Raw genomic sequence first — 16,658 nt, 5'->3', positions numbered from 1 at the left:
ATTTATACTAAAAGAATTGGCATAATGTCAAATATTGTAGATAATTAAAAGTGTAATAAAAAGATATGTAAAATTAATGTTAAGGGTAATAATTTTGTGATGGGGGAAGAATTTTGAAAAAAAAGTTGACAATGATCCTGTTAGTTTTAATGATTTTTATTTTGGCAGGTTGTAGCAGTCAAGAGGCTAAAATTTCAATACCCAAGGGTGACAGCAATTTTAGTAAACGATCCCATTATGGAAACTATATTTCTAACGAGAAAAATCTAAGTCATTTTATTGAAAATAAAATGATGACGAAAAAAGGTATTTATACAAATTATAAAAAGCAATCTTACAAGAAAAGTGAAGCACGTGGTCATGAATTACTTTCAGAATCTTCAGGAATGTGGTTGGAGTATTTAGCGTATACACACCAATATAAAAAGTTTCGGGAATTTTACCAAGCAACAAAGCAAACTTTTGATCAAAAATCACAGTTTAGTTATCGTTATACGCCGACGACTAATAAGAAATTTAGTGTTAACGCTACTTTAGATGATTTAAGAATTATTCGAGCTTTACAAATGTATGCTGATCAAACTGGCAACAAAACGATAAAAAAAGAGGCTGCACGAAGATTTGCGTCGTTGCAAAAGAATACAATGAGTAAGGGGAAAATTGCTAGTTTTTATGATGTTAAAACGAGAAAGTCTAGCGATGAAGGTTCGTTGGCTTATTATGATTTTTCTACGTTAAAGTATTTTGAATCGACTTCGGAAGCAAATAAAAAAATGTATAAGCAACAATTAGCAGTTGTTCAAAATGGTTACTTAGGTGATGCTTTTCCACTTTATGCTTCTAGTTACAATTGGAGTGCTAAAACTTATAGTAATAACGATCTGAACACTTCAGAAGCTTTGGAGACTTTGCTTCATTTGGCAGAAATAGGGAAATTGAAGCAAGTTTCTCTGAACTGGCTTGAAACTCAGGTTAACCGTAACACCTTGTACAATATATATTCAGTCAATGGAAATATTGTCAGTCGTTCCCATTCGGCAGGTAGTTATGCGTTAGCAGCCATGATTTTTGCTCAAGAAGGCAAAAAAGAGATGTATCAAAAGGCTATGAAATTAACTTGGAAGTATCAAGTTGATAATAAAAAATCCGATATCTATGGTGGTATCGGGATTGAACATCAGAATGAAGCATATTCATATAATAATTTGACAACATTATTAGCAGCAAAATATTGAGGGTGAGTATTTGAAAAAATTTATATATAATTGCTTGGATAAATTTTCGAAGATTGTCTCTCCAGCACTATTAGCGACAATTTTGGCGGCCATCATTAGCGGTATTCTGCTATTTGTACCGCCAATACATGGTTTAGCGGATAATGGTGATTTTTATCGTTCTATTTTGAGTAATGGAATTTATCGTTTACCGACAAGCTATAGTCAGTACAGTGATTTTGTAATAACCAAATTTGGTATTATGCAATATTTTAATGAGAATAGTGTTTCCGTATTATCGTCACAGACATTATTCATTCAAATTGCATTATTACTTAATAAATTATTTTATAGCAGAACCATTTTTGACATTAGATTCATGGGATTGGTTTACTATTTATTCTATTTAGGTGGAATCTATCTTTTAACAAATGCATTCGTACATCCTTATCGAAAAGTAAAAAGTTACGTAATGGCATTTTTGATCGTATTTATCTTCGCCGATTCAGCTTATACGTTGTACTTTAATTCGTTCTTTGCGGAACCAGGGATGTTTGTTCTAATGCTCTATCTGTGTGCTTCCATCATTTCTTTAGCGAGAAATGTCTATTCTCGAAGATGGCCGATGACGTTTTTGTTCTTTATCTCGACAATTTTACTGATCACTAACAAACAACAAAACGCTCCATTAGCCTTGAGTTTTGGCGTCGTCGCAATAGGTATTATGTTTTTGCCACATTTTAAGGCTAGGAGAATGGCAACTGCTCTGGGCATTGCATTAGTTTTGATGTCTGGAGTTGGAATTTATAAATCAATTGGTTCTGAGATTGTCGGTGCCAATACTTTTCAAACTTTTTCACATGGAACCTTATTGGAAACTGGTGACCCTACCAAAAAGATTGAACGAGGTGGGGTTGATGGCCAATTTGCTTTAATGAGAAATGAAAACTACTATTCCAAGAATTACGCCGCGCTGGATCCTAGTAGTAAATATGTCAAAAAACACTTGATGGATAAAACTGGTTTCGGGTGGATTATTCGTTACTATGCTAGTAATCTCAAACAATTTAATAATCTGTTGGATTTAGCGGCTAAGGACGTAACCGCAGTTCAACCTCGAGCGGTGGGTGACTTTGTCAGAAATTCAGGACACAAACCAGGAGAACAGGTTAAGTATTTTACAATCTATAGTTCTCTGATGGGAGCCTTTTTCCCTGGTAAGTACGCCTTTGATTGTCTGTTGGCAGTGGGATTCATTGCTGTCTATAGTGTTGGCTTTTATTTAGATATTAAAGCTAAGCGTTACATGGGAATCTTGAGATTCTTTCTGATTTTTGGATTAATGACGGTTGTTGTCTTCGTCCCGATTGTTTCTATTGTTGGTGATGGGGATGCCGATCTAGCTAAACATTTGTTCTTAGTTCCAGTAAGTTTGAATATGTCGTTGTTGATGTTTGTTTCCGATTTGTTCAATCACACATTGTGGAATACTGAAGGAGATGATGCCGATGAATAGAAAAATCAAATTTTCTTTGGTGATATCTCTGATTTTAATCTTATTTTCTGTGATTAGTTGTTTTCAGACAGTTAGCGCTTCCACAAATAATGATGAAGTTTTATTAGTTTACGATTCACAAAATGATGTAAGAGATGATAAGAAAAATATTGATGCCTTACAACGTAGTTTAACTAGCATGAATTTACGGGTTAAAACAGTTGCACAGTCTGATTACAAAAAAGGAACCTTAGATAATAAATATTTAGGTGTCATCACTATGATCAATTGGCGCCAGGTAGGATTGATCAATCAAACTTTTATAAATGATAGAGATAAATTTTCAGGTATAAAGTTGCATATTGGTGAAAATCTTACGCAGACAGAAATTGACCAGTTAGGTATTAAAGTTCAAAAAGTTTATCAGCAGCAATTTATTTTGAAAAATAATACCAATCACGAATTATTGCCATTTAGTCAAAGCATAACGGTAGTCACTCAAGCAGCAGGTGGATCTCAACAAGTTGGAACTTTGTCGACGCAAGAAGCAGATCAAAAGAGTTATCCATTCGGATATATCAAAGGTAAGCAAGGTTATTTACCCTTTTTCACCAATAAAGGTTTGAGTTTAATCGTTCAAACACAAATGATTGCGCAATTGTTTGGAAAGACGGGGAAATATCAACCACTATTGACGATAACGAATGTGACGCCCTATACGAATCTGCGAACTTTGGATGCGTTGAGCAAATTTTGTTACAAGATGGAAATACCTTTTGCTATCAGTACGACTTCAGTGAGTGAAAATACTGAAATGAAGGCTTTTGATCGTTTTACTGGTGTTTTAAGGAATATTGAAAATCGTGGGGGAATTATTTTCTTGAAGACTCCAGAAGTAAGCAGTGGGGCTGATGTTGATGGACAAATCATCAATCAAAACTTTTTGACTTATATTGTCAGTTTGGCTCGTCATCAAGTATTTCCTGTTGGTATCAGTTCAGCAGGTTTTTGGAATCAAGACAAAATTTTACGAAATAATTCTTTAAAGTATGCTGATAATTGGTTGTTGATGCAAGATGAGAAAGTGACTTATGTGAAACAGGATAATGATGCTCAGGTGGCAAAACAGAGTTTCTTCGCGATGCCAGCTACCTCGCTCAATGATGTGAAAAGAAACGATACTACAACATTTCCGATTCCTACAGCATTGACCATCAAGATGCCTTATACACAAAAGGAACTAGAACATGTAGAGAATGAGATCAAGAATCTTCATCTGACTTGGTATAATCCTGTGGAAGATGGACTTACCACGGAAGTCAATACGGAAACGACTAATTTAAAATATAATCATGGCGATTATTTAGTAAATGGTAAATTAGAGGACATTCAAAATTCCAATTTGGACTTGAATAAACAATTTTCTGACGGCGAATCTGGATCGTTGTTCAAAAATTACTTCAAAGTCCAGGGGAATATCTTGGCAGTCTTCTTTGCAATTATCATGATTATTTTATTAATATTTATTTTTATAGGACAAAAAGTTTATTGGAATCGATTTAAGCGTTAGGAGGGATAGTTATTTCAGTCTTAGATTTTTTCTTGATGATAGCAGTTATTTCTATCTGGGGTACTTTAGTAGTTAATCTGATTTTAACTGTCGCTGGATATACTTGGTATTTAAGACATGTTTCAAAACCCGATCCGAAATTGCCAGAACAAGCACCGTTTGTATCTATCATGGTGCCAGCTCATAATGAAGGGATTGTTATTGTTAAAACCGTTTTATCATTGTTGAGTTTTGATTATCCACAGGATAGATATGAGGTTATTGTTATCAATGATAATTCTAGCGACAATTCGGCGGAATTATTGAGGGGCTTGCAGGATCAGTTTGGAGATAAACGTTTAAAGGTTATTAATACTGATAAAGTTACCGGTGGTAAAGGTAAATCAAACGCCTTGAACATTGGATTAAAGAGTGCCAAAGGTAGCATCATTTCTATCTACGATGCAGATAATACGCCTGAGCATGGTGCTTTGAGAATTTTAGTTGCTGAGCTGTTATCAGATGATAAATTAGCAGCTGTAATTGGTAAGTTCAGAACTCGTAATAAGAACGCAACTTTATTGACGCGATTTATCAATATTGAAACATTGTCGTTCCAATGGATGGCTCAAGCGGGACGCCAACAACTATTCCACCTATGCACAATTCCGGGAACTAACTATGTTATTCGTCGAAGCGTTCTTGAAAAAGTTGGCGGCTGGGATGTTAAGGCCTTAGCTGAGGATACGGAAATCAGTTTTCGAGTTTATCAGATTGGTTACAGGATTAAATTTCAACCACGTGCTGTCACTTGGGAACAAGAACCACAGACTTTGGACGTCTGGTTCCATCAACGTACGCGCTGGGTCAAAGGTAATATTTATGTCATTATTAAGAATGCTAAGTTGCTTTTTCAAAAGAAAGGTCGACCAATTCGTTTCGATTTGTTGTATTTCTTAACGATTTATTTTTTATTGATGACATCGTTAGTCTTGTCCGATTCAGTCTTTGTTTTGTCAGTGGCTGGAATCGTTCACTCTAATTTACAAGGTTTCAGTAATTACTTATGGTTGTTTGCAGTTTTGATGTTTGTTATCAGTACGTTTGTAACGATAACGACAGAGCGAGGGGAACTGACCTTTAGTAATTTGTTATTAATTGTTTTTATGTATTTAGTTTATAGTCAAATGTGGCTAGCAGTAGCCGCTTACGGAATGGTGGGGTATATTCGTGAACAGGTCTTTCATAAGCAAGCCAAATGGTATAAAACGAAGCGTTACAAGTAGTTTAGTAACTTTAATAGGAATTATCATAATGATAACGTTGATGCAACCGACTTCAGTACAAGCGGCTGACAATCAAACTTATACTCAACAGTTTCAAAATAGTATAACGACGCTTTCGGGTAAATCAGTCGAAGCTAATATGTACTTTACGAAAATGGATTATTGGGATCTAAAGAAAGTTACTTTTAATTTTAACTATCAAGTTTCACAATTGGCTAATCGTCAAGCATCGGATATTACGGTGTCCTTGAACGGTGTTAAATTCTATTCTTTTAGGCCCAAAGATAAAACTGGTTTTCAGACAGAAAAGATAACTGTCCCATTGGATTTAGTCAGTGGCAGCAATCGCCTGACAATCAGTGGTCAAATTTTAGATCAGATGCCGGATAAGAACTATCAGTTGCAACAAACTCCAGCTAATTGGTTGACGATAGGGAATGGATCTAACGTTAACTTTGAGTATCAACTTAAAGAAGCTGAGAATACGTTGAGTTCTTTTTATGCTCACTTTTCAGGGCAAGATACAATTGCCTATCAGAGATCGAAGATAGCCACTGCTGACAATCCAACTGCCAAAGAATTGACGGCTAGTATGATTGCTCTGTCTGGAGAGTCGAGAATTATTACAACAGAAAATGATCAGATACCAGTCGTAAAAGTTTCTGAATTATCAGCAGCTAAGAATGATTATATGATGGTGGTTGCTAAGTATGATCATTTACCGGATGACTTGAAGAAGCAGATAGATCCTAATCAGTTAAAAGATAAGGCTATCATAAAAACTCATTATACTGATGGTAAATATTATTTGATTGTCACTGCTAAATCGGGAAAGCTTTTGGAAAAGGCGGCTCGATTTGTAGCTAATGAGGAATTGATGAAGGAAACCGATAAAGATACGGAGGATGTAGAGGAAACGACTGATACATATACTTCATCGTTACATGACAATGGTACACACTATCTGACGACCACAGCTGATCGAATTGAAGGTGCTGGACACAAGGAGACTAGTTACTTAGTTCAAATTCCCAATGATCGATCCAATGCTGACGGTTCTCAGATCACGCTACATTTTAATTACAGTAAGAATTTGAATTTTAATCGTTCGTTAGTAACTCTTTACGTGAATAATACGGTAATTGGTAGTAAAAAGTTGACTGCTGTTCGTGCTAATAATGATACGTTGACAGTGAAATTGCCACGTGGACTATCACTCGGTAGTAGTTTTACCGTCAGAGCTGCTTTTGATCTTGAAATGAAGGATCAAGATACTTCGGATAACAGCAATACACCATGGGCACAGGTGCGTCCAGATTCGAAGATGCTAGTGAAATCACAACGTAGCAACGATTTGTTGTTTACTAACTATCCAACATTATTCATTAATAATGAGACCTATGATGACATAGCTGTTGTAGCACCTAAGAATCTTAATACGGATGACTTTAAGACATTGACGAATATTTTTAATTTGATTGGAAACTTTGCCAAGAGTAATACTGGTAAAATTCAATTTTATGAATCAATGCCAAGTAAGAATGTTTTGAAAAATAACAATGTGATCGTGATTGGTACCCCGCAGAATAATCCGATGATCAAGGAATTGAATCCAAATCTCTACTTTAAGTATTCACAAAACTTTGATCGAGTCGTTTCGAATGAAAAATTGAGTATTGAAAAGGACTATGGTAAAAATATCGGGACGGCGCAATTGATGCGTTCACCATATAATGACAAGCGTGGGATGATGGTCGTTACCGGTATAAATACTAAGGATGTTTATCTAGCTTCAACACAGATCAATTTCCAAAAGAATATTCAACAATTTACAGGGGATGCTGTAGTTGTTGATATGAATAATGCTCATTATGGATATCGTTTTAAGAAAAATAAGGCAATTGATAAATCTCTTGAAAATAAACGGACTTTCAGTAAGAACTCACAATTGATCCTGTATTTGGGATTGGCTTTGATTGTAATAATCTTAATTGGAGTGGGGGTTATTCTGACTGTTAGAAAACAAGGCCGTTTGAACGGAGGAAGTAAGAATGACAGAAAACAATAAAGACGATGAAAAAAGTTCACTTTTACAGGATGTCGGTTTACTAGTTTTTCTTTCACTATTTAGTGCTACCGCGATTCTGATGGCACTGACTGGAAACATTATGCTAAATGTAATTTATCTGTTCTGTACAGTGATGTTGCTAATGATTACTTACTTCTTTGGCATTTTGCCTAGTCTGATTTCAAATATTGTTTTTATTGCGATTCAAGCGGTAATTATGATTTATCAATATGTTAGCCAAACAGCTCGAATTCCTTGGCAATTGAGTTTTTGGATGGTAATTCCTATGTTGCTGTCTTTGGCATTGTATTCAATGACTAAGAATCAAATAGCCCTTCAGAAGTCTAATGGAGAGCTGAGAACGGCTTTGATTGAGCGTGGTGCATTTGATGAGCAAACCAATTTGCGGACCACAGTGGCTTATATCGAGGATATAGCGGTATTTGCAGAAACCAATCGTCGGTTTGATATACCAGTTACGACCGCGATTATAAAAATTCGTTATTTCAATGATTTGAGACGAATGATGAGTCCTAATCAAACCAAGTTACTATTAAAATTGACAACCGATTCAATCAAGGAAAAAACTAGAACTAATGATATTACATACCTGTTGAACAGCGATGATCCAACTTGGGCCATTCTGTTGTATACCGACGATAAAGGAGCAGGAATCGCTACTAGTCGAATCAAAGAAGGCTTTGAAAAAAATGTTAAGGCCAACGATTCACTTTCAACAATGGCAATTTCAATGATCGTCGGAATTGCGTCATGGGATTCAGCAACAATGAAGACTCCTTATGATCTGATGAATGCTGGTATTCATGAGACTCAGTATGATGTGTAATAGTGTAAGTATGCCGTCGGTAGTAGAAAATCTGTGGGCTTGGAATGCGGTGGACACGGCTTGAAGCTAATAATTTTCTACTTCGTACAAAATTATGGATCTCCAAGTCCGGTCTTCTACTAACCTTGCTTCGCAAGCTAAGTAGAATTTCACCACTTAGGGCCCACAGATTTTCTACTACCGACTATATTTCTGATTCTAATTTTGTTAACCAAGACTTCAATATTTAGAGATGTATAAACCAATATAACTAAAGAAGACAGCATCTATTAAGTGTTTTTAGGCCATAGACCTATACTTAATAGATGCTGTCTTGCTATTTGATAAATTTAGAACAACACATCCAATCTGGAACAAGAAAGTAGGAAGGGTACTGAATTAAATAATTCATTTCAATTAAATAATGGAACCACTTTTTAGTCCGGAACAAAAATTGGGAATGCGTTCAGCCATGAAATTATTGTTATCGGCTATGCCGATTACAATAAGGCCGACTTCGGAGATCCATTATTTTGCACGAAGTGTAAAATAATTAGCTCCGAATCGTGCCCATGGCGTTCCAACAGCATTCCCGATTTTTGTGGAGGACGGCAAATTTAAACTATTCAATCTTTTTTATACTATCAATCTTTACATGAAAACAACCACTTCCACAGAAGACAATTTGTATTCAAATTTTAGCCAATTCAAAACCAACTTAATGATTAAAATAAAAAAAGACGCTCAAAAGTGAGCGTCAAATATATTTCTACATTAGTGATTTATTATAAGTAAAAAAATCGCAAAAAAGATAATATCAAGAATGGCCGACCATTCATACCATTTATCAGGCTTGTTAAACTCTACTGTGTTATGCCCTCGTTTACGAGGGTACCACGACGGATATTCTTTTTTGGACATATTCTTCATTTTGCATCTTCTCCTTATTTACTAATTCAATTATATCTAGATTCTAGAAAAAATTCTACTGATAGGGGAAATTTTTGAGCGAAAATTAATAAATGTAAGGGCTTGCTTTTTATAAAATTAGTAATATACTTATTTCATCCGTTGAGTTAATAACAAATGATTAGGAGGTAAACATGATGAAATATCAAGTAAGCTTGAATACAAAATCCCAAATGTTTACCGTTGTAGACACAAACACAAAAGTTTTTGCAAGCGGTAAAACAATTGAAGAAGCGGTCAATAAATTAAAGACTGCATAAATTTTACATATAAAATTTAGATATTAATCAATAAGTGATTCACAGTTTGAAACTGTGAATCTTTTTTTGCCTTTAAATTAAGAAATTTACAAATTGTATAGTGAAAAAAAGACTGATAAAAGATTCCCTTAGGGAATTTTTTATCAGTCATCAATTAAATGTATTTATTTACCGTTCTTTTCGACAGCCTTAACTGCTTGTTTGTGAGTTCCGTCATATAATTTCCACTTTTTGCCATCAGGAGTTTTGATTGTTGTTTTACCAACTTTGACGAAGTTCCAATTGAAATCAGGTTCGTTGATAATTCTGAAACCATCGATCTTGAATTTCTTAGCATCCTTTTTGTTCATGACAATCTTGGCTTTTTTAAAGTCAGTGATGATTTTTTCTGAACCGGATTTACTTACACGAACAAATTGAACTTTCTTTTTGTCCTTGCCAGTAAAGAAAGTGATGTATTCATCTTTGTTATCACTGCTTACACCAACATAATCGTGACCTTTGATTTCATCTTTTGTTATTTTCTTTGCTGAATGCTTTTCTACTTGTTGAGTACTTTTGGTATTTGAACAACCAGTAGCTACTGTAGCAAATCCACCCATTAATGAAACAGCGGCTAATAAAGTAACCAATGTTTTTTTCATTATAATCTTCTCCTCGATGCAATATATCGATAGAAATCTATCGTCACTGTTGATTCTATGGTAACAAAATGTAAAAATCAATTTATATTGTAAATTTTGAAAACAATTTTAAATAAAACTTATCTTTTTGGAATAATCTGTTGTATACTTAACTAGTTATGACATGCGAACTTAGTTTAATGGTAAAATACCAGCTTCCCAAGCTAGTGTCGCGAGTTCGATTCTCGTAGTTCGCTTTTATACAGTTTTGAAAGTGTTGGTCGATTGGATCAACGTTTTTTTGTATCAAATGATGTGATATCTTCAGAATAATTATTGTTATTGATAATTTTATGTGCTATCATGTTTTTGCAAAAGAGGGACTAATTAGTTAATTGTTTTCAAGCGAGGTCAAATTTTGGTGTGAGTTGACTATTTCAATGACTAAGTCGCATCCTTTCTTATATTTTAAAAGTAAATTGAATATATTAATGAGTGGATATTAATCAATTAGAGTGGTACCGCGGGAAATCTCGTCTCTTTCAATAAGGATATTATTGGAAGAGGCGTTTTTTTTATCTAATAGGAGGAAAATATGGATTTTAAAAAACAAGTAGTTGACGCTTTGGTCAAAGTTTTACCTGACGAAATTACAGAGGAACAAGTAACAAAATTAATTGAGAAACCTAAAACATCAGATCTTGGTGACTATGCGTTTCCAACATTTATTTTAGCTAAATCCTTACACAAGGCTCCAAATATGATTGCTGAAGATTTAGTAGGCAAAATTGAAACAACTGGCTTTGAGAAGGTCGTTAATACTGGCGCTTATATTAACTTCTTCTTAGATAAGAAAGCATTCTCAAATTCTGTTTTAACTGAAATTTTAACTGATAAAGATAATTATGGTAATGCTGATGAAGGTAAGGGACGTAACGTACCAATCGATATGTCATCACCTAACATTGCTAAGCCTATGTCAATGGGTCATTTACGTTCAACTGTAATTGGTAATTCCATTGCTAAGATTATTGCTAAATTGAACTACAATCCAGTTAAGATCAATCACTTAGGTGACTGGGGTACACAATTTGGTAAGTTGATCGTTGGTTATAAGATGTGGGGTTCAGTTGAAGAAGTTGAAGCTGATCCTATTAATAACCTATTGAAATATTACGTTCGTTTCCATAAGGAAGCTGAAGAAAAGCCAGAACTTGATGATGAAGCTCGTGCTTGGTTCAAGAAGATGGAAGATGGCGACAAGGAAGCTCTTGCTCTTTGGTCATGGTTCAAGGAATTATCATTGAAGGAATTCCAAACAATCTATAACCGTCTAGATGTTCAATTTGATCACTTTACAGGTGAATCTTTCTATAACGATAAGATGGATGCTATTGTTGATACTCTTGAAGAAAAAGGTTTGCTTCAAGAGAGTCGTGGTGCTGAGATCGTTGACTTATCACAATATGACTTATCACCAGCTTTGATCAAGAAGACTGATGGTGCCACACTTTACATTACTCGTGACTTGGCTGCTGCTAAATACCGTAAAGATACTTTTGACTTCGTTAAATCACTTTATGTTGTTGGTAGCGAACAAGCGGAGCACTTTACAAAACTTAAGATTGTTCTTAAGAAGATGGGTTATGACTGGGCTGATGATATTGTTTATATTCCATTTGGCTTGATCACAACTGGTGGTAAGAAGCTTTCAACACGTAAAGGTAATGTTATCTTGTTGGACAACGTTTTAAACGACGCGGTTGATCTTGCTAAGAAACAAATTGAAGAAAAGAATCCAGACTTGAAAGACAAAGATGCCGTTGCTGAAGCAGTTGGTGTTGGTGCGGTTGTTTTCCATGATTTGAAGAACGATCGTCGTGATAGCTTTGACTTTAATCTAGAAGAAGTTGTTCGTTTTGAAGGTGAAACTGGTCCTTACGTTCAATACACAAATGCTCGTGCTTTAAGTATTTTGAGAAAAGCTGATGTTGACTACTCTGATGCTAAAGATTTAGCTGTTACAGATGAAAAAGCATGGGATACTATCAAGATGCTTCAAGACTTCCCAGAAGTTGTTAAACGTGCTGCTAAAGAATATGAACCTTCAGTTGTTGCTAAGTATGTTTTGAAGCTTGCTAAGAGTTTCAACCAATACTACGCACACAGCAGAATTTTGGCTGACGACGAAGGTTTGAAAGCAAGACTTGCTTTAGTTAAATCAGTTTCAACAGTATTACAAATGTCATTAGCACTTCTAGGTGTTAAAGCTCCAGAAGAAATGTAGGGTGAATTAATTTTGGATAGAAAACTCTTTAGCGAATTATCAGAGATAAAAACGACCACGCTCGATTTAGCATGGTTGATATTAGCAATAGTCTTTGCCTATCTAAATTATGGGACTTACAATTTCTTATACGGTATTTTAGGTTTCATAGCTGTTTTCTTTATTCATTTATTTATCAATTTTCATAATAATTATATGGATTATCGGAATTCATCTAGTAAAGAATACCGTGACAAGATCAGTACGATCGGAATTAATCGCGAATCATTGGCAATAGTCAAAAAATGGATGTACGGTTTGGCCATTTTTCCATTATTGATTGGGGCGTTCTTAATTTATAAGACAGGTTGGATAACATTAGTGCTCGGTATTGTCGGTATCGGAGTTGGACTATTGTATTCAGCAGGTCCCAAGCCACTTAACTCCACAATGTTTGGAGAAGCAGTGGTGTCTATTGCCATTACCCAACTGATTCCAGTGACATACTCTTACTTAGGGTTAGCTGGAACTGGTAAATTTGATTCTAGTACAGCTATTTCTGTGATTTTGGTAAGTTTACCAAATACTTTCGCCTTTTTCTGTGCGGAACTCAGCAATGGCACGTCGGATCTAGAAGAAGATGTAAAAAATGGTCGTCATACATTAGTTGTCAAAATTGGCAAAACTAATGCTTTGAGTTTGTTTAAAGCTAGCTGGGCCTTAGCCTTCCTGTTAATTCCCATTTTAGCTATTCTCAAAGTAGTACCTTACATTACACTGTTACTCGTACTACTTTACCCAAATATATGGGATGATCTACGTCCATATCTAAAAGAACAGATAAAGACAAAGACATATCCTTTAGTAATCAAAGCTGTAACTAAGCTGGTGGTGGGATATATTTTATTAATTGCTGTCGGGGCGATTATAAAATTGATTATGTCCATCCTTTAGTACAGTCTAACCAAGAAAGTTATTTCACTCCTAAACTTTTTTGGACAAAAAGAGAGCTCATCTAATTGTCGGGATTAGATGAGCTTTTTGGTTGCTTAAAATAAGCACATATTAAATTATACATATCTTTCGATAATTTTGCTTCAATTATTTTTGAATTACCTGTGAAAGGTTCTTCAAAAGTCAATTTATCAGCAAACAATAACAGTTTACCATTTTTAGGTTCTGAGTTGTAGAGGGGATCGTTGACAATCGGCCAACCCATGTGTGACAAGTGGACGCGCAATTGATGAGTTCGACCAGTGAGCAAGTTTAATTTTAATAAAGCAAAATTGTTATTCTTTTTAATTACTTCATATTCAGTAATGGCAGTTAAACCATCTTTGGTTACCATTCTTTTACGTACATCATTAGGGTCTTGGCCAATTGGTAAATCTATCGTGCCAGAATTTGGTATTGATTGATTTAAATTAACAACGGCTAAATATTGTCGGTGCAAGGTCTTGCTGCTGAGCTGACGGTTGAAAATCGGTACTAAGTAAGGCGTTTTAGAAATGAGCACCAGTCCAGAAGTTTCCATGTCGATTCGGTGGACCATATAAGGATGGGCATTTGTTAAATAAGTTTCAACGTCGTTCATTAAGGAATCGTCTTCAGTCTTGAGGTTAGGGTGTGTTTTTTTGCCGGCTCGTTTATTGACGACAATAATATCATCATCTTCGTAAGCCACATCGATCTTTTCGTGACCAGGTAAGTAGTGCTGATCGGTTCGAGGTTCAAAATTGAACTTCAAGGTAATGATGTCGCCGTCTTTAATGACAGTATTGAAGGGATGATATATGCCATTAACGAGGACATCGTGCTGAATGCGGAACAGATGCTGCCATTTTTTAGGAATTAGCCATGTTTTTAGTAGTTGTCTTAAAGTTAAATTTCCGTAATTTTTTGAATGATAGGTGATTTTTTTTTGATACATTGAAAGGGTTCTCCTTAAATATTGACGACTAATTTAAAAAAAGTGCCAATAATGTGATAAAATTTGTTCTTATACAGAGGTATTTAAACAATGAATAATGAAAACAGGTTTTGGGATTGGCTCAAACCGAAATTACTAATTGCTTGGTCTTTTATTAAAAAGTATTGGAAAAGATTCCAAATTACTCGTTGGATTATCTTATTAGTTTTAACTGCAATACTGGTCTTAAGTAGCATTTGGACTTATAAAGCTAAGACATCAAATGTTGAAGATTTACAGTCATCGCTTCAAACTAAGACGACGGTTTTAGATAAAGATGGCGATGATGCCGGGGAATTATATGCAAACAAGGGGACATATGTTAGTTACGATAAAATTTCTAAAAATATCCAGAATGCGGTAATCTCCACTGAGGATCGTACTTTCTGGACTAATCCAGGTTTCAGTATTAAAGGTTACATGCGTGCGGCGTTGGGATATGTAATACATCATGGTATTAGTGGTGGTGGTAGTACATTAACGCAACAATTAGCTAAGAATTCACTTTTGACACAGAAACAAACTCTTTCACGTAAGGGTGAGGAATTATTCTTGTCAATTGAGATCAATCATGTTTACTCGAAAAAAGAAATTTTAACCATGTATTTGAATAATGCTTATTTTGGTAATGGTGTTTGGGGAGTTCAGGATGCATCAGAGAAGTATTTTGGAAAAAATGCCTCTGAATTGAATCCAGCCGAGGGTGCTGTTTTAGCTGGTATCTTGAAAGCTCCTAACAACTATAATCCGATAGACAGTATGTCTAATTCCAAAGCTAGACGTAATCTAGTTCTAGGATTAATGGTTCAAAATAATAAGCTGACTGAATCACAAGCCACATATTATAAGAATACACCAATTTATTTGAATGATAATTTTTCAGAAAGCAGTTCTTATAAATATCCATATTTCTTTGATGCCGTAATTTCTGAAGCCGTTAATAAATATGGCTTAAAAGAAGATGACATTTTAAATAAGGGTTATAAGATCTATACGACTCTGGACCAAAAAATGCAGACAAATATGCAAAATTCATTTAATAATAGTTATTTATTCCCATCTAATGCCGCTGACGGTACTAAGATTCAAGGAGCTTCAATTGCCTTGGATCCTAAGACTGGTGGTGTATTGGCTGTTATTGGTGGTCGTGGCGATCATACCTTCAGAGGCTATAATCGTGCAACGCAGATGCAGCAACAACCAGGTTCTACTATTAAACCATTAGCTGTTTATACTCCGGCTATTGAAAATGGCTACAGTTATGATTCTGAATTGCCAGATGAAATAACTAGTTTTGGTAAGAATAAATATACGCCAACTAACGCTGATGGGTTATATCAAAAATCAATTCCAATGTATAAAGCTTTGATTCAAAGTGAAAACGTTCCAGCCGTTGCCTTATTGGACAAAATCGGTGTTAAAAAAGGTGTTAATTCGGTTGAGAATTTTGGTATCAAGATTCATAAGAATGATCAGAATTTGGCACTTGCTTTAGGTGGTTTGGAAAATGGTGTCTCGCCAATGCAAATGGCCCGTGCTTATACCGCTTTCGCTAATGAAGGAAAATTGGCAAATACCCATTTCATTACTAAAATTGTCGATTCAACAGGGACAGTTATTGTCGATAATACTAATAATTCTACTAAACAAATTATTAGTAAGAATACCGCTAAAGAAATGACTAGTATGATGTTGGGCGTTTACAATGAGGGGACTGGTAAAGCTGCCAAACCTTCAGGATATCAAATTGCTGGTAAAACTGGTAGTACCGAAGTACCTCGTTCATGGGGCTATGACGGTACCAAGGATCAATGGATGATTGGTTATACTCCAGATGTCGTTGTTGCTAGTTGGATCGGATTTGATAAGACGGATCAGAATCACTTTATACCTGGTACTAGTGAGAATGGTCTAGCTCCACTTTTCAAAAATGAAATGGAGAACATTTTGCCAGAAACTAAAGGTACTGATTTTGGAGTAAAAGACGCTGCAAACCTAGCTAAAGCGTCTAAAGATAATTCTGGAAACAAAGATATTACAAAATCTATTGAAGATGGAGTAAACAACGTTAAAAATAAAGCCACGGAATGGTATAATGATATTAAGAACTTTTTTGGTCAATAGGAGGACTGT

General features: G+C 35.1%; 12 protein-coding genes and 1 tRNA gene. 11 read left to right on the top strand and 2 right to left on the bottom strand.

Annotated features, from left to right (window positions below; genetic code table 11):
• Positions 1-113: 113 nt before the first annotated feature.
• The 7 genes from U8526_RS03450 (at position 114) to U8526_RS03420 (ending at position 9,667) form a co-directional block, all read left to right on the top strand.
• Entirely contained in the window at positions 114-1,235 is a 1,122-nt protein-coding gene (locus U8526_RS03450) for a hypothetical protein (RefSeq protein ID WP_334340571.1), read from the top strand.
• Between the two features lie 10 nt (positions 1,236-1,245).
• Positions 1,246-2,730, top strand: coding sequence for a glycan biosynthesis hexose transferase WsfD (gene wsfD / locus U8526_RS03445; RefSeq protein ID WP_334340570.1), 1,485 nt, complete (start codon positions 1,246-1,248; stop codon positions 2,728-2,730).
• Positions 2,723-4,279, top strand: coding sequence for a hypothetical protein (locus U8526_RS03440; protein ID WP_334340569.1), 1,557 nt, complete (start codon positions 2,723-2,725; stop codon positions 4,277-4,279). The genes wsfD and U8526_RS03440 overlap by 8 nt, the downstream gene beginning before the upstream one ends.
• A 35-nt stretch (positions 4,280-4,314) precedes the next feature.
• Positions 4,315-5,544: a glycosyltransferase gene (locus tag U8526_RS03435; RefSeq protein ID WP_334340568.1), complete on the top strand. Its 1,230-nt coding sequence runs from the start codon at positions 4,315-4,317 to the stop codon at positions 5,542-5,544.
• Positions 5,545-5,572: 28 nt separating this feature from the next.
• Entirely contained in the window at positions 5,573-7,612 is a 2,040-nt protein-coding gene (locus tag U8526_RS03430; RefSeq protein ID WP_334340567.1) for a cellulose biosynthesis cyclic di-GMP-binding regulatory protein BcsB, read from the top strand.
• Positions 7,596-8,459: a GGDEF domain-containing protein gene (locus U8526_RS03425; RefSeq protein WP_334340566.1), complete on the top strand. Its 864-nt coding sequence runs from the start codon at positions 7,596-7,598 to the stop codon at positions 8,457-8,459. The genes U8526_RS03430 and U8526_RS03425 overlap by 17 nt, the downstream gene beginning before the upstream one ends.
• 1,082 nt (positions 8,460-9,541) lie before the next feature.
• Positions 9,542-9,667, top strand: a complete 126-nt coding sequence (locus U8526_RS03420; RefSeq protein ID WP_334340565.1) for a hypothetical protein — start codon at positions 9,542-9,544, stop codon at positions 9,665-9,667.
• Positions 9,668-9,831: 164 nt separating this feature from the next.
• Here U8526_RS03420 and U8526_RS03415 read toward each other — a convergent pair whose 3' ends face one another.
• A complete protein-coding gene (locus U8526_RS03415; protein WP_334340564.1) occupies positions 9,832-10,311 on the bottom strand; it encodes a hypothetical protein in 480 nt (159 codons plus the stop codon).
• A gap of 165 nt (positions 10,312-10,476) precedes the next feature.
• Here U8526_RS03415 and U8526_RS03410 point away from each other — a divergent pair.
• The 3 genes from U8526_RS03410 to U8526_RS03400 all read left to right on the top strand — a co-directional run bounded on the left by U8526_RS03410 (position 10,477) and on the right by U8526_RS03400 (position 13,510).
• Positions 10,477-10,547 (top strand) — tRNA-Gly (locus tag U8526_RS03410).
• A 338-nt stretch (positions 10,548-10,885) separates the two neighbouring features.
• Positions 10,886-12,577, top strand: coding sequence for an arginine--tRNA ligase (gene argS, locus U8526_RS03405; RefSeq protein WP_334340563.1), 1,692 nt, complete (start codon positions 10,886-10,888; stop codon positions 12,575-12,577).
• A 12-nt stretch (positions 12,578-12,589) separates the two neighbouring features.
• Positions 12,590-13,510, top strand: coding sequence for a prenyltransferase (locus U8526_RS03400; protein WP_334340562.1), 921 nt, complete (start codon positions 12,590-12,592; stop codon positions 13,508-13,510).
• Positions 13,511-13,571: 61 nt separating this feature from the next.
• Here the strand turns inward: U8526_RS03400 and U8526_RS03395 are convergent, their stop codons facing one another.
• Positions 13,572-14,486 (bottom strand): RluA family pseudouridine synthase, encoded by a 915-nt coding sequence (locus U8526_RS03395; protein ID WP_334340561.1) that lies wholly within the window; start codon positions 14,484-14,486, stop codon positions 13,572-13,574.
• Between the two features lie 90 nt (positions 14,487-14,576).
• On the opposite strand from U8526_RS03395, the gene U8526_RS03390 reads away from it, so the two are divergent.
• Entirely contained in the window at positions 14,577-16,649 is a 2,073-nt protein-coding gene (locus U8526_RS03390; RefSeq protein ID WP_334340560.1) for a PBP1A family penicillin-binding protein, read from the top strand.
• Positions 16,650-16,658 lie beyond the last annotated feature (9 nt).

This window comes from Companilactobacillus sp. HBUAS56275, from assembly GCF_036913655.1.
Classification (GTDB): domain Bacteria; phylum Bacillota; class Bacilli; order Lactobacillales; family Lactobacillaceae; genus Companilactobacillus; species Companilactobacillus pullicola.
Note: the sequence above shows the minus strand (reverse complement) of the source record. Positions and strands in the feature narration are given on the sequence as shown.